Source organism: Veillonella sp. Ser01, from assembly GCF_053850375.1.
This window is the reverse complement of record NZ_JBSPUA010000002.1, coordinates 267,378-282,529: the sequence shown is the minus strand read 5'-3', so window position 1 is coordinate 282,529 and position 15,152 is coordinate 267,378. Positions and strand designations below refer to the sequence as shown.

Annotated in this window: 27 protein-coding genes and 1 pseudogene; all 28 read right to left on the bottom strand. The window is 32.1% G+C overall.

Annotation, left to right across the window (positions count from 1 at the left end; genetic code table 11):
• Positions 1-8: 8 nt before the first annotated feature.
• The 28 genes and pseudogenes from ACWTVK_RS05140 to ACWTVK_RS05005 all read right to left on the bottom strand — a co-directional run bounded on the left by ACWTVK_RS05140 (position 9) and on the right by ACWTVK_RS05005 (position 14,887).
• On the bottom strand, positions 9-437 hold the full coding sequence (locus ACWTVK_RS05140) for an AHH domain-containing protein (RefSeq protein ID WP_456046158.1): 429 nt from the start codon (positions 435-437) through the stop codon (positions 9-11).
• Positions 438-454: 17 nt separating this feature from the next.
• Positions 455-1,090: an Imm43 family immunity protein gene (locus ACWTVK_RS05135; RefSeq protein WP_456046156.1), complete on the bottom strand. Its 636-nt coding sequence runs from the start codon at positions 1,088-1,090 to the stop codon at positions 455-457.
• A gap of 292 nt (positions 1,091-1,382) precedes the next feature.
• Positions 1,383-1,835: a tetratricopeptide repeat protein gene (locus tag ACWTVK_RS05130; protein WP_456046155.1), complete on the bottom strand. Its 453-nt coding sequence runs from the start codon at positions 1,833-1,835 to the stop codon at positions 1,383-1,385.
• A gap of 242 nt (positions 1,836-2,077) precedes the next feature.
• The gene (locus tag ACWTVK_RS05125) at positions 2,078-2,641 is read right to left on the bottom strand and encodes a DUF4303 domain-containing protein (RefSeq protein WP_456046154.1); all 564 of its coding nucleotides are present in this window, start codon (positions 2,639-2,641) and stop codon (positions 2,078-2,080) included.
• A 230-nt stretch (positions 2,642-2,871) separates the two neighbouring features.
• Positions 2,872-3,354, bottom strand: a complete 483-nt coding sequence (locus tag ACWTVK_RS05120) for an immunity 22 family protein (RefSeq protein ID WP_456046153.1) — start codon at positions 3,352-3,354, stop codon at positions 2,872-2,874.
• A gap of 148 nt (positions 3,355-3,502) precedes the next feature.
• Complete coding sequence (locus ACWTVK_RS05115; RefSeq protein WP_456046297.1) at positions 3,503-3,616, bottom strand: RHS repeat-associated core domain-containing protein; 114 nt, start codon at positions 3,614-3,616, stop codon at positions 3,503-3,505.
• A gap of 99 nt (positions 3,617-3,715) precedes the next feature.
• A complete protein-coding gene (locus tag ACWTVK_RS05110; protein WP_456046152.1) occupies positions 3,716-4,528 on the bottom strand; it encodes a hypothetical protein in 813 nt (270 codons plus the stop codon).
• A 27-nt stretch (positions 4,529-4,555) separates the two neighbouring features.
• Entirely contained in the window at positions 4,556-4,699 is a 144-nt protein-coding gene (locus ACWTVK_RS05105) for an RHS repeat domain-containing protein (RefSeq protein WP_456046296.1), read from the bottom strand.
• A gap of 45 nt (positions 4,700-4,744) precedes the next feature.
• A complete protein-coding gene (locus ACWTVK_RS05100; protein WP_374041441.1) occupies positions 4,745-4,861 on the bottom strand; it encodes an RHS domain-containing protein in 117 nt (38 codons plus the stop codon).
• Positions 4,862-5,090: 229 nt separating this feature from the next.
• The gene (locus ACWTVK_RS05095; RefSeq protein WP_456046151.1) at positions 5,091-5,408 is read right to left on the bottom strand and encodes a glycohydrolase toxin TNT-related protein; all 318 of its coding nucleotides are present in this window, start codon (positions 5,406-5,408) and stop codon (positions 5,091-5,093) included.
• 160 nt (positions 5,409-5,568) lie between these two features.
• A complete protein-coding gene (locus tag ACWTVK_RS05090; RefSeq protein WP_456046150.1) occupies positions 5,569-5,814 on the bottom strand; it encodes a hypothetical protein in 246 nt (81 codons plus the stop codon).
• Positions 5,815-6,012: 198 nt separating this feature from the next.
• The gene (locus ACWTVK_RS05085) at positions 6,013-6,264 is read right to left on the bottom strand and encodes an RHS repeat-associated core domain-containing protein (protein ID WP_456046149.1); all 252 of its coding nucleotides are present in this window, start codon (positions 6,262-6,264) and stop codon (positions 6,013-6,015) included.
• Positions 6,265-6,345: 81 nt separating this feature from the next.
• Complete coding sequence (locus tag ACWTVK_RS05080) at positions 6,346-6,861, bottom strand: SMI1/KNR4 family protein (protein ID WP_456046148.1); 516 nt, start codon at positions 6,859-6,861, stop codon at positions 6,346-6,348.
• Between the two features lie 170 nt (positions 6,862-7,031).
• Complete coding sequence (locus tag ACWTVK_RS05075; RefSeq protein WP_456046147.1) at positions 7,032-7,730, bottom strand: hypothetical protein; 699 nt, start codon at positions 7,728-7,730, stop codon at positions 7,032-7,034.
• An 88-nt stretch (positions 7,731-7,818) separates the two neighbouring features.
• Positions 7,819-8,268 (bottom strand): hypothetical protein, encoded by a 450-nt coding sequence (locus ACWTVK_RS05070; RefSeq protein ID WP_456046146.1) that lies wholly within the window; start codon positions 8,266-8,268, stop codon positions 7,819-7,821.
• Positions 8,269-8,280: 12 nt separating this feature from the next.
• Positions 8,281-8,457, bottom strand: a complete 177-nt coding sequence (locus ACWTVK_RS05065; RefSeq protein WP_456046145.1) for a hypothetical protein — start codon at positions 8,455-8,457, stop codon at positions 8,281-8,283.
• Positions 8,458-8,692: 235 nt separating this feature from the next.
• Positions 8,693-9,160 (bottom strand): RHS repeat domain-containing protein, encoded by a 468-nt coding sequence (locus tag ACWTVK_RS05060; protein ID WP_456046144.1) that lies wholly within the window; start codon positions 9,158-9,160, stop codon positions 8,693-8,695.
• Positions 9,161-9,191: 31 nt separating this feature from the next.
• Positions 9,192-9,425 carry a hypothetical protein gene (locus ACWTVK_RS05055; protein ID WP_456046143.1) on the bottom strand — a complete coding sequence of 78 codons (234 nt, stop codon included), beginning with the start codon at positions 9,423-9,425 and terminating at the stop codon, positions 9,192-9,194.
• A 167-nt stretch (positions 9,426-9,592) separates the two neighbouring features.
• A complete protein-coding gene (locus ACWTVK_RS05050; RefSeq protein WP_456046142.1) occupies positions 9,593-10,186 on the bottom strand; it encodes a DUF4303 domain-containing protein in 594 nt (197 codons plus the stop codon).
• A 292-nt stretch (positions 10,187-10,478) separates the two neighbouring features.
• Complete coding sequence (locus ACWTVK_RS05045; RefSeq protein WP_456046141.1) at positions 10,479-10,784, bottom strand: hypothetical protein; 306 nt, start codon at positions 10,782-10,784, stop codon at positions 10,479-10,481.
• Positions 10,785-11,054: 270 nt separating this feature from the next.
• Positions 11,055-11,432: a tetratricopeptide repeat protein gene (locus ACWTVK_RS05040; protein ID WP_456046140.1), complete on the bottom strand. Its 378-nt coding sequence runs from the start codon at positions 11,430-11,432 to the stop codon at positions 11,055-11,057.
• 215 nt (positions 11,433-11,647) lie between these two features.
• Complete coding sequence (locus ACWTVK_RS05035; RefSeq protein WP_456046139.1) at positions 11,648-12,112, bottom strand: hypothetical protein; 465 nt, start codon at positions 12,110-12,112, stop codon at positions 11,648-11,650.
• A gap of 11 nt (positions 12,113-12,123) precedes the next feature.
• Positions 12,124-12,231, bottom strand: a pseudogene (locus ACWTVK_RS05030) (hypothetical protein); the annotation flags it as partial.
• Positions 12,232-12,367: 136 nt separating this feature from the next.
• The gene (locus ACWTVK_RS05025) at positions 12,368-12,730 is read right to left on the bottom strand and encodes a hypothetical protein (RefSeq protein WP_456046138.1); all 363 of its coding nucleotides are present in this window, start codon (positions 12,728-12,730) and stop codon (positions 12,368-12,370) included.
• Positions 12,720-12,899, bottom strand: coding sequence for a hypothetical protein (locus ACWTVK_RS05020; protein WP_456046137.1), 180 nt, complete (start codon positions 12,897-12,899; stop codon positions 12,720-12,722). The genes ACWTVK_RS05025 and ACWTVK_RS05020 overlap by 11 nt, the downstream gene beginning before the upstream one ends.
• Before the next feature lie 162 nt (positions 12,900-13,061).
• Positions 13,062-13,493: a DUF4265 domain-containing protein gene (locus ACWTVK_RS05015; protein ID WP_456046136.1), complete on the bottom strand. Its 432-nt coding sequence runs from the start codon at positions 13,491-13,493 to the stop codon at positions 13,062-13,064.
• 430 nt (positions 13,494-13,923) lie between these two features.
• Positions 13,924-14,406, bottom strand: a complete 483-nt coding sequence (locus ACWTVK_RS05010; RefSeq protein ID WP_456046135.1) for a hypothetical protein — start codon at positions 14,404-14,406, stop codon at positions 13,924-13,926.
• Positions 14,407-14,491: 85 nt separating this feature from the next.
• The gene (locus ACWTVK_RS05005) at positions 14,492-14,887 is read right to left on the bottom strand and encodes a pentapeptide repeat-containing protein (RefSeq protein WP_456046295.1); all 396 of its coding nucleotides are present in this window, start codon (positions 14,885-14,887) and stop codon (positions 14,492-14,494) included.
• Positions 14,888-15,152 lie beyond the last annotated feature (265 nt).

Sequence of the window (15,152 nt, the reverse complement as noted above, 5' to 3'; positions counted from 1 at the left end):
ACCCCTTATTATGTTAAGTAATTAATCCAGTCTTGTTTTGTTGTCGGTTTATATAAAGACATACTTCCTGACTTAAGTGCCTTATGAATTTTGGATTGTAATGATTGAATTTTTCTAGCCTTTTCTCTATCACATTTAGAATTTTTATCAATATTATCTACTATTTCCATAATTGCTTGGTTATATCCTCTATGATAGCCCTTATGTTTAGAACGGGTAGTCTCTTTAGATAGAGATTCCGGTAACATAATTCCGTTACCTTTTCCATTAAGTTTAAATAATCCTTGTTTTTCTAGCCGTTGTAACAGTGAAGAATTATTAAACATCTCTACCGGAATTTTATGATGCGTTTGACGACCAGACCACCGAGTAGATTTAGTAATTGCTTCTCCCACGAGAGAGGGAGTAGATGTTAGGATGGAAAAAAGTTCATCCAACACTTTTTTGATTTATATTAATCCCAAAAGCTGTCTAAATTGTTCAATTCCTTCCACTCTTCCAAAGAATAAAGAAAAGGCAAAGAAAAGTTTTCCAATATTTTGTCTTTTAAATTATCTGACACCATAAATGCTCTTGAATAATTATAATTGGAAGACAACAAAATATCCTTATCTGAATTAGTATATGCCTCTAGCGAAAAACCTTCTTCATCCATTCCTAGATCAGGATAAATAATTTCATCCTCAATTTCCCAATCAACTATTCTTACCAAATAATAGATTTCATTCGTCAATAGCTCGCCTTTTGTATTGACAATAATTGCTTTACTCATTCCAAAATTATGATCAAACCCATATTTTTTTATAAATTCCAAAAAACGCGCTGACATGATAAAGAAATCATTATATGGAAGAAAATCAAAAATAACACCTCTTGCTTTCTTTAAGCAGACATAAACCTCTTCAGGCATTGGAGGAATTTCTTGCCCCTTTACGAACCAACTCCAGGGAAAGTCAAAATCAGGATGCGTTTTCTTAGGGTTAAACTTCTCTGATATACCCACAGCTCCACTACTTACTCGTGGCAACCCCATTTTTTCTGCTTTATCCATACTTTGTAGAGCATATCCCCATACTAGTAATTTTTTCATAATATTCTCCTAATCTAATCGTTTGGGCGAGTTGGTAGATGAACATCGTCCAACAGATATGGACTTACTCAAACGTTTTTTAAACCTTTCTTGTAAATCTCGTACACCCCGTCGCGCTTATGCCTGTAATCGACCATGATATGGTTGCGGTAGGCGAAATCGCTAGTTTTTGCCGTCACGTCCATAAACGGCGGTCAAATCGCCGTTTGCCAGAATCGACTTTGGCAACCAGCAGCCGTACGCCGCTGTCGGGGGCGGCAATTTGGTAGAGGTCGTCTGAAAATATCGAATCTTACTTTTTATTTTTTTTCTTAGGATTTAATTCTTCTTTACGTTGCTTATAAAATTCCCAATATTTTTTGTCTTCTATGCTAAATGGATAATACCCGGCATCATTATAAGCAATATCGAAATATTTATAAGCATCATCATATTTTTCAATATCATAATAAAAAAGACCGCCTAATAGATATGTTCCTGCATTAGTTGTTCCTAAATCAGCAACACTTAAAGCAATAGTCAGCCATTCTTCAGCCTGTTCATATTTCTGATTTTTATAATATAAGTCGAATAATGCAATCGCAACCATTGTAGTTGGATGCGCCCATTGAGTTACTGGCTTGGGTATTAGCTCAAATGCTTCTTTTAGTAATTTTTCTTGTTCCAAAAAAGATTTATTATAAGCTTCGCAAACTAAATCATTAATTTTTGATTCTAATTCTGGGTTAACTGCATCTAAATTCATAGCATACAACTCCTCAATAAAGTTAAACGATATTAAATGTAAATTTTCTATGTCAATCATGACCATAATCAGATTTTGGTCTAGGTCCAATTGGTTTATCCCTATCATATCTACTTCGATTTTGTGCGCCGCATTACAGCCCTACCAGTAGGACTTACTTTTGATGGGGCTTCGATAGGCGAAACCGCGTACGTGCGTACCGCATGCTCTACGTCAGGACTGAAGTGAAGGTTTTATGCAGGCTACGGCTTGCTTTGAAATCTATTTTTGAACGTAATGAACTTTTCATATGAATTCAATTGCTCAGCAGAATAATTTTCCATAATTTCAGCATTATCACTATCTGCAATAGATACAAAAAATATTATATTTTTTATTTTTTCCTTATCTACACTTGCTATCGCTTTTTTAAATCCTTCTATAATTGAATCATATACTTCCGCCTGATATTGCTCAAAATTATCTTCTGATATTAATGTATTTGTGTCATTAAGAATATTTTGAATCTCATTATTGAATATACTATCTATTTTCTCAGGAACCTCGCCAAGCCCTATTGCAAATTGAGGGTAATACCATTTAATAAAAGGATGTTCTTCTTTTGGGTAGTTTAGTTTTTCTATTTCGTAGTGAGAAATAGTATTAGCAGCCCAGCCTAGATATGAACAATAGTCATCAATATATAATGAGTAAGCAAAAACATCATTAGAATTATATTTCTCTAATACATAGTTAAATGTCTCTGTAACTCCTTTATATACATTCTGAATTAAATCTTCAATTATAGAATTACTTAAAATATTCATTTTGATTTTCCTTTCATAGACATTTTGACACCAATCAGTCTCTATTAACATTAATGTTTTTAATATCATAGTTTAATGGGGTATCATATTTGTTTGCTATGCCTCTTGAACGAATAAATGCTATGTTCATACTAGGAGAGTGTTCAAATGATCCTTTAAAAATAATATGGTGGCCATGCGCATTAATAACATGAGGTTACTGAGTTACTCCATGATTTTTTTGGAATATATTACCATGAATGTCGGCATCTCGCGCGGTATGCCGATTTGGTCGCAGACGAAGTGGGTGCGTTTTGGATCATTTCACTATCACTAGCGAATTTTTTTCTTGGATCTTTGAAAGTTCCTATAAACTTTAAATCATTGTAAAGTCTACCTGGATTTTCTTCATAAAATATTGCATTAGAATAATAGTATAAAGAATTGCCTTCATTTATTCCTTTCTCTTTTGCTACTTTAACAATATCTTTTATAACTTTATTGGAGTGCGCTCCAACTTCTTCTGCTAACACTTCAACTGGCACAATTTCTCCATCATCTGTCTGGAATGCCACAAAAAAATCAGAATCAATAAATGAAACTCCAAAATCTGCAAAAGCTGGACAATGAGAATCGGAGTCCTCCATTCCATCTGTATATTTATTAAATTCATCAGATGTTTTTAAAGATGTTCCCATCCACACAGAAATCATATCTTTAGTTGTTTCAATCATATAATAGCCTTTCTTGTTTATATAAATAATGTTCATTTAACATAATGAACTATCAATCTATTTCATCAATTTCCACCAACAGATTTTTTACCACCGTGAGTAAATTTTTCAAAAAAATTCTTAATCCTTTCCCCCCCATAAACCATTATTAGCACTCCAACCCAATCGGATCCTGATTGTTGAATCTTCCGTAGTCAGGCTCATAGTAGCTGAAGAAGTTGTAATGCAGCCCCGTCTCGAGGTCGGCATACTGGTTTTGCAGGCGGCGGCCGGGTAGGACAGATTCGTCGACGGTGGTGCGGTTAATCTTACTCGCTTTAAGGACGAAGGCAGACTTGCGGTTGAGCCGGACGACAAGAAACTATTTAAATTTTTCTAATAATTTTTTTCTCAATCCTGCAAATTCATCCGACAGATTATTTTTAAGTTCAGTATAAATTTCATCATCAATTTTACTTTGAGTGAATAGTGTCTTTTTAACATAAGGGATAACTTTTTCAGAATTAATTGAAATTAAAAATGCAATAATTTCATTGTAAATATAGGATTTTTCACCAAATTGGCTTAGTTTATGTATTAGTAAATTTTCAATTGATTCTGATTTATAATGTTTTTCTTTCAATCCATATAATATCCATGAGATAATTTTGTGATGTTTGCTGTTTAGATTTTTTATTAGATATTCTTTTATATAATTTCTTTTTGGGAAATATGCGGAACTAAATGCAATAGAAATAATTATAGAATATCTATTCATATTCCAAATAGAACTAATATTATTTTCCACAGTACGAAATTCTTCTTCTCCTAGATTATATTTTCTAAATAGATGTCCTAAGGAAGATATTGCAGATGATTTTACTTTAATACTTTTATCATTTTGAATAGAGTGAATTAATATGGAGAAAATCTCTTTCAATTCCGTGGTGCTAAGTTTTTCTTGTATTTGTCCCAAGATAAAATTTGCAATTTCTCTATGTTTACTATATCGACTTGTTAAGAGATTATTTCTGATTATATCAATAATCTCTTTATACTGAAAAAATTGTAGTCTTTTTGCTGCTTCATATTGAATAATACTATTAGAATGTAGTAGTTTCTCCAATAAATCATTGATTGATAGATCTTTACATTCTAAAAAAGCGACAAAACTTGAAATTCTATCATTTACCATATTATTTTTTCCTGTTACACCTATCTTTCAAATGCCGGGAATGACGAAATCTCCAAGTAACCCAATCGGATCCTGATTCACAAACCGCCCGGCCTCAAGCTCGTAATACCGCATCAGCTTGTAATGCAGCCCCGTCTTTTCATCAAAGTATTGGTTTTGAAGTCTGAACAGCTGGTGTACGTTCTTATAAACCCGCTCGTCCTTTTTCAGACGACTCTAAGCGGTGTATTCGCCGTACCATAAGAGATTGTCGTGAATGTCGGTCATCTCGCGCGGTATGCCGATTTGGTCGCAGTGGAAGGAGTGAGTTTGTTGACGGTTTACTTTTTTCATTCAAAAGAAATTTTTAACATTTTTGATAACCGATTTATATAATATAGAATTGCCGAATGTTCATCTTGGCAACAATATTCTTCGGTTCTCAATCCTCTTTCAGAATAGAATATATGCCATTTTTTATTTTCTTCAATAATACATAGTGATTCATCATTTACTTCATTGATCGAGTAACTATCTTCTGGTACTCCTTTACTTTTAAGATATGAATTCAATTCATTAATTTTTAACATTTTCCTATTTTCACCTCTTCTAGATGCCCAGCTTCTATATATGATTTAACAGATTTTGGCAATTCATACTGTGTCCCTAATCCAATCTCTCCGAACCACGGCATAATTTCACATGCAGCTACATTGTTAATTGGTTTCAGTACCTTATATATGGTATAAGGCTTTTGATTAGAACCAGGAGGTAAGGCTCTCATAGGGTATGGTGTGGGCAGATTTTTATTTAAACCTAGGACATCAAGCCACTTATTTGTATTAGGCGCAAACGCATACAGATTCGCCCCACCTATCAACCCAATCGGATCCTGATTCACAAACCGCCCCGCATCAGCAAGCGTAGCCTGCATGCTGTTGGGGGTGGGGTCGTCTAAAAGGCAGAACCCGTGTGTGTGCATACCGCACACCTTACGTCGGGATTGGAAGTTTCATGTGGTCTACGGCTTGCTCGGGCTACTTTACAGTTGATAATTAAATTTAGAAAATTATGTCTAATACTCTATTTTTTAAAATAAATTCTTTTTTTAAATGTTCTAAAATATTATCTAACTCTTCCTTGCTTAAAATTTGGTTGGTCTTAGTAAATTTTGCTGTTTTCGCATATAGGGAAAAGTGAAACTCATTATTTGGAAAGTACATTTCTCCTTCAAATGAAATTTCATGTCCATTTAAAGAAACAATTAACATACCTCTTGAAATTTTTTCAATTACAAAATCATCCATAGTAATTACCTTTGAAATATAACAGTTGAAATCTTTGTTTTAGGATCTATATTAGGATTGTTCTTCAAAGCGGGTTGATGTTGTTCCTCCATTAGATTTGGCAATATCGGCAGCAATATGTTGTCCATCAATACCATCTGTTCTACCTGACCAAAAAAATGCTGTGTTTGGTTCTGTTTTAACTTTGCTATTTTCACATCATTTATCCAAACCTAAAGGATCTAGGCAATCTTGCCCATTAGGCGCAAACCAATAAAGATTCTCTCCACCCATCAATCCAATAGGCTCCTGGTTTACAAACCGCCCCGCATCAGGCTTATAATACCTGAAGAAGTTGTAATGCAACCCTGTTTCAGAATCATAATACTGGTTTTGCAATCGGAAGGGGTGATATGCACTATCCGTTACCTTGGTTTCCTCTTCGAGGCCGTCTAAAAACAGAAACCGCATGCGTACTACACACTCCCTACATCAGGACTGAAGGTTTTGAGAGGGCTACGGCTTGCTTAATAAATTTATTGAATATTCCAATTAAAAATATTTAAATGGATAAACATTAAACAAATTATTACTTATACTATTTACTGAATTTATAAACTCAGTTTTTACATTATCCGTAAGTGTCTCTCCTTTATCTAATAGGTGTTCTAAATCTCGGTGTAACAAAGCCAACTGGATAAATTGTGAGAAATCTATCCCTAAATTAGTAAATCCAGATTTGTTATATTCTCCAGTATCATGATTATAATGAAAAATGGTATTATCTATTTTATTTAAAAACCATCCATCTCCCTGTCCTGCTTGTCCAATACTCCAAAAACACTTTGATATTTCTGGATAATTACACTCTAAGTATCTATTTTCATTTAAAGCTTCTTCATAATTAAAAAGAGAAATATCAGGTATTATCTCTACCTCCTGATACTTAGTAATAAATAACAAATAGTTATTATCTAGCTTGGGAAGTTTATCTAACTTTTTAATTTCTACTTTACGCTTAATACATAGATTAAAAAAATCCTTGGGAAATAATTTTGATTTGAACATAAAAGTATACTCCATAAATATTTTGATAGAAAGATATTTCCTTCAATACTATATCGTTAACATTTTTTCACTGCTTTTACATTACGTTTACTAATTTTTCTTTCTAATTCTAAATGAAATAAATTAACATGGAAGTCCTTTGGCTATGATGTTTACAGCATATTCTTGAGTTATATTTGTTCATATAAAGATAAATTCTTTTCTGTACTTTTATATATGTCTGTATAGAAATAAATCCTATTATCTTTTATCTCTTTCAGATAAACCAAGTCTTCTATACCCCCAATATACTCAATTGATAAATCATCTAAATTTAGTGTTGCAAGCCTAAATCCAACAACGCAAAATCGTCTAATGAAAACTGGAATATATATTTTTCTATTGTAATACAACAAAGGCCCTCCAAATCCCTGTTCTTTAATAATAACTTGACCATTAATGGACAGACTTCCAACTAAGGGAGATCCTTGATTTACTTCCATCAAATCAAGGTAACTGACTTCCCATTTGTCAAACAAAAAATTTTCTTGAAAGTCTAAAGGAGTTTCATTCAAAATTTTTAACTTAGACATTTTTATATTTTTTCTTGTCAAAGAATTGAAATCTTCTTCTATTTCTACAAGGAGTTTACCAACCTCATTATTAAATGGCCAAGAATCAATTACTATCCGAGACAATAAAGATTCTTTTCCTTTTTTTGGTTGAAAAATACTTTCTGAATTTAGATAATTAATCATGTCATATAGTTCATTTTTTATAGAAATCAACTGCTGTTTATTTGTATAACTGTATTCATCACAATTATTAATCATTTTATCAATTTCGACTAAAACTATATTAATCCTTTTTATAAATTGCTCCCGGTTCATTGTCTTATTAACCTTTCTAAGTCATTAATATATTTTTGTGTTTGTCCACCAGGCAACCCCGCACCTTGCGATAGCTACTATGACTACTTCATTCAAGTCCATAATCAGGAATAGATAATTGAAATGGAGACAATATTAAAGACTCTCCGCTTTTAATATTTTTTACATGAAACAGTACAAGACCCATTGTCCAGCGTTTATCAGTTTGAATATCTAAATCACACTGTTCCTGTTCATTAATTGAAAAATAAATTCCCTGTTTATTTTCAAACTGAATTAATCCATTTACTAGAATACCAACAATAGCAAAAGGTGGTATCCACATTGCTTGTATAGCGTAGGAGTCAGTATCAGATAATTCAAAATGAAAATTATCTAATATTCTAATATTTTTTATTCTTTCAATAATAAATTTTTCATACTCTATATAATTTTCTATTATTTCATAAGGGTTTCTCATAAAATAAAGACAATCAATAAACTCATATGAATAAGCAAAAAAATTTCTAATATCTTGTGGTTTATAAGGTAATTTCATTATATTTCTTCCTTAAAATATAAGTATGATTTTCTCAGCAAACCGCTGAGCATTTTCAGGGAATCGTGATTTCTGAACCTTAAATGAAAATAAGTCATTTCCTTTTCCATTGTTAGGGTATTTTTCTTTTAATGCTTTGTTTATGTCTGATTCTATATTCTTTAATTCACTAGGCAAATCTTTTCCCATTGCTCCTTTTGTTAGCATATCAGTAGCAATAAAAGCATCAATATCTGAAGATGGACTCCAGTTCGTACCCTTTTAACTACTTTTCCATGAAGCGGTACTACCTCTTATTCCAACTCTCGCATCAGAGACAATACTTTTAATATCATTTTTACGTTTTCCTACCTAAGTTTAGTGTACTCAATAATGTCTTCTCTAGAACATGGGGTATTGCATGCACCAGGAGTAGGAGATAAACCTAGTAAATCAACCCATGCTTGTGTTTTTTTGCAAACTGATAAAGGTTGTCCCCATCCATCAATCCAATTGGATCCTGGTTCACAAACCGCCCGGCCTCAGGTTCGTAATAGCGCATCAGGTTGTAATGAAGCCCCGTCTCTTCATCGAAGTATTGGTTCTGCAATCTAAACGACTGATGCGCGTTCTTGTAAGCCCGATCGTCCTTTTTCAGACGGCCCCAGGCGGTGTATTCACCGTACCATAAGAGATTGCCGTGGATGTCGGTCATCTCGCGCGGTATACCGACTTGATCGCAGTGGAAGTAGTGGGTTTTCTGGCAGCTCCCGCTTAAATCATGCGGGAATGACATTCCTGAAACTTCTCCATCTTTCAGACAACCTTTGCCTATCCTTCTGTCCAAGGCATCGTAGGTGTAGGCCCAAATTTCTTTTGTACCTTCTTTTTTGAAGATTTCCGCCTTAACCAATTTGTTGAAGCTCGTCCCAATCTACAGCTTGCTAATTATTGTTAATAGATTTTTTAGCTATTTGTATTAGATCTTTATAATTCTCCATAAAAGGTTCTTCTAATGTGGATTCTAATAAGCATTCCAAGTCATATAGTATTTTTTTCTCAGCTTCATCAATAATTACATTATTTTCAACGAACTTAACAAGCCATTCAAAAAAAACTAAAACTTCATGGTTGTTTAATTTAATAATATAGTCGTTAGACTCTTTTTTAATTTCCATAATATTATAATGCTCCTCGAGAAACTACATATTGTAACTGACTGGTAACGAGATTGTTAAAGAACCCATATTTCAGACGACCTTAAAGAGGATAGTGAGGTCGTCTGAAAAACAGAAGCTACGTGCGTACCGCACGCCCTACGTCAGGATTGGCGGTTTCGTACTGGCTACGACTTGCTTTGAAATCTGTTTTTGAACGTAATGAACTTTTCATATGAATTCAATTGCTCAGCAGAATAATTTTCCATAATTTCAGCATTATCACTATCTGCAAGAGAAACATAAAATATTATATTTTTTATCTTATTTTTATCCATCTCAGTTAATGCTAATTTAAATCCTTCGATAATAGCATCATATACATTTGCTTGAACAACTTCAAAATCTTCATCTAATATTTTTTGAATATTATCTAAAATTTCTTGAATATTTTGGTTAAATATTTTATCAATTTCTTCGGGGACTTCACCTGTGCCTATTTCAAATTCTGAATAATACCATTTTACAAAAGAATGTTCTTCAACTGGCAGATTCTTCTTTAATTCTTTGTAATGAGAAATAGTGTTAGCAGCCCACCCCAGATATGAACAATAGTCATCAATATATAATGTATAGGCAAAAACATCATTAGAATTATATCTTTCTGATACAAATTTAAATGTCTCTGTAACTCCTTTAGATACATTCTGGATCAAATCTTGAATTATATAATTACTTAAAATACTTATTTTAATTTTCCTTTTATAAATTTTTGTTATCAATCAGTTTCTATGCACATTTACTACGTGATCCGTATTTTCCAAAAACTTACCACCAATTCTAGTTAATTGCTACTCATGTATCTATCTGTTTGAGCTTTGTTATACTTAATTTCCTATTTTTTTAAAATAACTAATATTTTTACCCAAAAGGCAATAATAAGCCATCCATAACCAAATGAAAAACCAAGAAATTAAAATACTTATCCAATGCTTTTGAATAAATTCTTTAAATTTAATTAACATGGAAGTTCTTTGGCTATGCTGTTTACAGCATATTCTTGAGATATATTTGTTAATTTAAAGTTAAATTCTTTTCTGTGCTTTTATAGATATCTGTATAGAAATAAATTCTATTATCTTTTATCTCTTTCAGATAAATCAAGTCTTCGATACCACCAATATACTCAATGGATAAATCATCTAAATTTAATATTGCAAGCCTAAATCCAACAACCAAAAATCGTCTAATGAAAACTGGAATATATATTTTTCTATTGAAATATAACAACGGCCCTCCAAAACCCTGTTCTTGAATAATAACTTGACCGTTAATGGACAAACTTCCAACTAAGGGAGAACCTTGATTAACTTCCATCAAATCAAGGTAACTGACTTCCCATTTGTCAAAAAAATTTTTTCTTGAAAGTCTAAAGGAGTTTCAAGAAAAATTTTTAACTTAGGCATTTCTAAAACTTTCCCTTTCTTTTAATTTTTTCGATTTAACTTTTTGAACCTCTTCTGAATGCACTATAAATTGTAATTCGGCGCAAAAGCATACTAATTTTCCCCACCCAACAACCCAATCGGATCCTGATTCACAAACAGATCCGCATCAGATTCGTAACGATAATCTGCTCAAACTTATTATTTAACTGATATTTATTAGTATTTTTAATTCTTCTGGTATTGTGGCACCATTTCTATGTGCCTTTTTAGCCCAAAATATGGCTTTTTCTTTATTGTTTTGTGTGAAAAATAAATCAGCTAAATTGGATTGGGCAATTGGATGTCCATTTTCTGCCGCGATTTCTAGCCATTTAAATTCCAAATCTTGATCTAAAGATACAAACATATGATATTGATATAATTTGAATGCTGAATTTTTATCTCCATTAGTGGCGTTCTCTTCGAGAATATGAATTTCTTCATCTGAAAGCCAATAAGTACTACCTGTTGATATGAAGTTAGTCATTTTTTCATTTCTTTCTGGATGTTGTTTACATGGTATTAAAGGTGTTAATTTCACGTTACTTGAAAACCAAAGGTATTCATTTGGCGCTTTAACTGTAGTATTTAATTCATTAGCAAGTTGTTGTCCTAGAGGATTTGCTCCTTCTGCTTCAGGTTACCTGAAAATGTATTTCAGACGACCTTGCAAGATCGTTAGATTTTTAACCAACCTACGGCTACTTTTCTAGAAACCTTGGCTTATGTATTCGATTAACAAAATAATAAGTAGATTTAGGAATTATTTATTAACTTTTCGAGATATTCAATACTTCTAAATAAATAATGTTCACCTATTTGCTGTATCAAATTTGATGAGTCCCTAAATAATATTTTTTCTAAATACTTTTTTAGAATTATAAGCTCATCTTTTTTTAAGAGATTTAAAGCATGAATGATGTTTTCTGCGGTAGGTATATTTATAATAAATTCTTCTATATTTACTGGAATATCATCATTTCTAATGCCATTACTGATGCTATCAATAATTTTAGGCATTAAATAATTTATTCCTTCTGGTGAAAAAAAGATAAATGGTACTAAATTATGTTCATCAATAATAATTTTCTCTATTGGGGTATATTCGTAATACTTAAATTCATCTTTAAATTCCTCTATTTTATAGATATTTTCTCGATAAAGTTTTTTGAACAATCCTTCTTTAGGATAATCTCTATAGGGAATTTTCAGGAAGGGCATATTTATCTCCATTATGTTAGATAACTTTTACATTTATAGTGATTTTTCCATGCGGTGTCTTTGCAGAACCACAAGAGGTTGGCGTCTTTATCGGTCATCTCTCTTGGGATGCCGATTTGGTCGAAGTGGAAGTTGGCTGCCGTCCTAAACGAATCCGGTTTCTTCTTCGAGACCGTCTGAAAATTGGAAACTGCTTACGTGAGCTCCAAACGTACTCTCTGTTGTGATCGAGGGTTTCATAAGGGCTACGGCTTGCTATTCTGATAGTAGAAAACTTGTTATTAAAACATCTATATTATCAATTAATTTAATAGGAACTATCACTGTATACAGTAAATTTTCATCAAATGAACTATTAAAATCATATATAGCATCATAATTATCATCTACAATGATTTTTATAATTTTTTTTTCATTGGGAGCTCGTGCTGAAAAAATGGGATTCCCATCCATAAATGATGTGCCATCAGAATACGTAGTTTTGAAGTATGGAAAAATCCATTTTTCTCTATTGATTGAATTTATATTAAGTAATTTTACAAATATATTTTCAATATACTGTTCTAATTTACTATATTCATCAATATTCTCATACCATTTTTCATATTTATTCATCATGTTTAGTTCCTTTTACCATGAAAGTTTTTGATATAGGGGCATCTAATCCATTGCAACTGTTTCCATTTTCTATAAAATTTTTAGCTTTCTTAAAAGCTTCTTCTCTATCTTTTAGATCTCTCTTTGAGAGTTTTCTTTTTAGTTCTTCGAGTTTATCTTGAACAGCCAACCCAATCGGGTCCTGGTTAATAAACCGTCCCCATAAGTCATCATTCTTTGGATGCCGATTTGGTCGAAGTGGAAGTAGTGGGTTTGTTAGCAGCTTTCGCCTTCTTCGTTAGTCCGGTTATTCTACATATTACGATATTACGTAAGTTATAGCTTGCACAAATTATTGTGCTAAATACCCTGTGTCATAATCTAAATCGTCAGTGTCCACAAACTCATCTAAGAAAATATATATTTCTTCTATATCAACTTGAATTGGTATGTTTATTGCATAGAAATTTACATTAAATGTTTCAAACTCACATCCAAGATCTTTTAGTTTAGTTAATATTTTATCTTTAAATTTCTGATTTTCATTAAAGAAAACAATCCGCAATGTACTATTTTTACTATGAATTATAGTTTTATCATATAATAAGTAATTTTCTTCCGTTTGTATTCCGCTAACAATATCACCAAAAGAGACTTCTTTGCTATAAAAAGGAATATTATTTATTTTAAAATAGCCTTCCTCAGTCACTTCTGCCCAAACGCTTTCCATAGATACTGGAGGATAACCATCAATTACTTCTAGATTAAAAAAAAGCTTTTTCATTTTAATTACCTTAAATAACCTTACTACCTATTGTAGGATCTTGATGTAACAATTCACACTTTCTTAAGTTAAACTTTAGTAATATTCTTTATAGAATCATACATTAATTCCTCCAAATAACGAATAGTTTCATGATCAATATTTATTTCTTTGTCTTTGAAAAAATAATATCCTCTTGAGTCAGATATAGCAACCTAATCGGGTCTTGATCAGAAAAATAGCTGTGGCTCCATACCAGCGGCATAATGCCTTCAACTCATAGTATATAGCTAATTTATAATGTAAAGGCCATCTGAATATCAGACGGCCTCCTGTCTATTAGAATTTAGACATTGTAAATTTCTTCGTTCTTCACATTTTCTTAAGGCTTCCGCTTCAGTCAAGAGTACGAAGCATTTTACTTTCAGGACAAGCTTTGAGTTGGAACAGATCATTTGTTTTTATAGATGAGATTTTCAGGTTTTTTGTCTGGAGAAATAAGAAGTTTATCAAGGTATTCGGGGTCATGCCAGTCATCCCAAGGTGCTAGACTAAAATAAGCTTTAATAAAATCATCAATAATAGCTGAACCTTCGGTATTAATACCAATAATATTTCCTTGTTCAATTAAATCAATATTAGGAAAATATTGTTTCAGTATATTTTTATTTACTATACCTTGTTGAATAATTGGCCAGAATCCTTTATCTAACGATTCTTCAGTAATAAACATAGCAGCAATAATATCGTTTTTATCTATTTTTATATCTTCATATAAAGGAAGGTTTTTTGAGGAAATTTTCATTTTGGTAATTAAGCAGGCTACACCTATCCAATCATATTTTCCAAGAATCTGTCCAACAGCTAAAAAATCATCTTCTATGGGAATGCCAAAATAATCGCCTACCTGCCATTTCTGTTTTTTTCTTACCATTTTTTAAAGTTCCTTTTTGTAATTCAATAAGGCATGGGAATTTTCCCACCTGCTGCCCGGATGCCTTATTCAACATTGTCATAAGTTATGTTTTATTTGTAGAAAATATATTATCTTCTATATAACAGTTTTGAAAAGAGCAGTTAGATATTAAATTATCTTGCATATGCATTGATCTGAATACACAATTAATAAATGTACAATTAGTAAATTTTGTATTACAAACTATTGCCGTAATAAAAGAACAATTAATAAAATTACAATTAGTAAAGGAACTATAGCTTATGAAAGCACCACGAAATGAACAGAAAGAAAATTTGAGACTTTCAATTTTCCTATGGGTTATTTCGTATCTGTGAAAATCAATATTATCTATATGGATTGACTGTCTAGAAATTAAAGCATCTAATTCTTTTGTTTCGATTTTAATCAGAGACTTTGTAATATTTTTAAGTAATTCTTGAATGTCATTTGATATCATTTTTATTACCACCAATCTATAAGGTCTGGTTGTATATCTTTTAATCAATGCTGTGTATCTCGCAACAGCAGGGATGGAAACACTTTTTTGTAATGTTTCCTTTTTCAGACGACCGGCCCCCACTGAAGCCTTACAGGATAGCTAGGTTTTAGTGGGGAGTCTTTTACTGAACTTGCCGTTCATATGAAACATGTCGCCGGTACGCACGATATAGCATTTGCGGATTTTAACCCAGGAAGAATGGCGCATCGGCCAGGCAGGTTTG

What these genes read in the sequence shown, in the direction of transcription:
- ACWTVK_RS05135 (WP_456046156.1), bottom strand. Translation starts at nt 1,090, where the DNA reads ATGAAAAAATTACTAGTATGGGGATATGCTCTACAAAGTATGGATAAA.
- ACWTVK_RS05130 (WP_456046155.1), bottom strand. Translation starts at nt 1,835, where the DNA reads ATGAATTTAGATGCAGTTAACCCAGAATTAGAATCAAAAATTAATGAT.
- ACWTVK_RS05125 (WP_456046154.1), bottom strand. Translation starts at nt 2,641, where the DNA reads ATGAATATTTTAAGTAATTCTATAATTGAAGATTTAATTCAGAATGTA.
- ACWTVK_RS05120 (WP_456046153.1), bottom strand. Translation starts at nt 3,354, where the DNA reads ATGATTGAAACAACTAAAGATATGATTTCTGTGTGGATGGGAACATCT.
- ACWTVK_RS05110 (WP_456046152.1), bottom strand. Translation starts at nt 4,528, where the DNA reads ATGGTAAATGATAGAATTTCAAGTTTTGTCGCTTTTTTAGAATGTAAA.
- ACWTVK_RS05100 (WP_374041441.1), bottom strand. Translation starts at nt 4,861, where the DNA reads ATGAAAAAAGTAAACCGTCAACAAACTCACTCCTTCCACTGCGACCAA.
- ACWTVK_RS05090 (WP_456046150.1), bottom strand. Translation starts at nt 5,814, where the DNA reads ATGGATGATTTTGTAATTGAAAAAATTTCAAGAGGTATGTTAATTGTT.
- ACWTVK_RS05085 (WP_456046149.1), bottom strand. Translation starts at nt 6,264, where the DNA reads ATGCGGTTTCTGTTTTTAGACGGCCTCGAAGAGGAAACCAAGGTAACG.
- ACWTVK_RS05080 (WP_456046148.1), bottom strand. Translation starts at nt 6,861, where the DNA reads ATGTTCAAATCAAAATTATTTCCCAAGGATTTTTTTAATCTATGTATT.
- ACWTVK_RS05075 (WP_456046147.1), bottom strand. Translation starts at nt 7,730, where the DNA reads ATGAACCGGGAGCAATTTATAAAAAGGATTAATATAGTTTTAGTCGAA.
- ACWTVK_RS05070 (WP_456046146.1), bottom strand. Translation starts at nt 8,268, where the DNA reads ATGAAATTACCTTATAAACCACAAGATATTAGAAATTTTTTTGCTTAT.
- ACWTVK_RS05065 (WP_456046145.1), bottom strand. Translation starts at nt 8,457, where the DNA reads ATGGGAAAAGATTTGCCTAGTGAATTAAAGAATATAGAATCAGACATA.
- ACWTVK_RS05055 (WP_456046143.1), bottom strand. Translation starts at nt 9,425, where the DNA reads ATGGAAATTAAAAAAGAGTCTAACGACTATATTATTAAATTAAACAAC.
- ACWTVK_RS05035 (WP_456046139.1), bottom strand. Translation starts at nt 12,112, where the DNA reads ATGCCCTTCCTGAAAATTCCCTATAGAGATTATCCTAAAGAAGGATTG.
- ACWTVK_RS05025 (WP_456046138.1), bottom strand. Translation starts at nt 12,730, where the DNA reads ATGATGAATAAATATGAAAAATGGTATGAGAATATTGATGAATATAGT.
- ACWTVK_RS05015 (WP_456046136.1), bottom strand. Translation starts at nt 13,493, where the DNA reads ATGAAAAAGCTTTTTTTTAATCTAGAAGTAATTGATGGTTATCCTCCA.
- ACWTVK_RS05010 (WP_456046135.1), bottom strand. Translation starts at nt 14,406, where the DNA reads ATGGTAAGAAAAAAACAGAAATGGCAGGTAGGCGATTATTTTGGCATT.
- ACWTVK_RS05005 (WP_456046295.1), bottom strand. Translation starts at nt 14,887, where the DNA reads ATGATATCAAATGACATTCAAGAATTACTTAAAAATATTACAAAGTCT.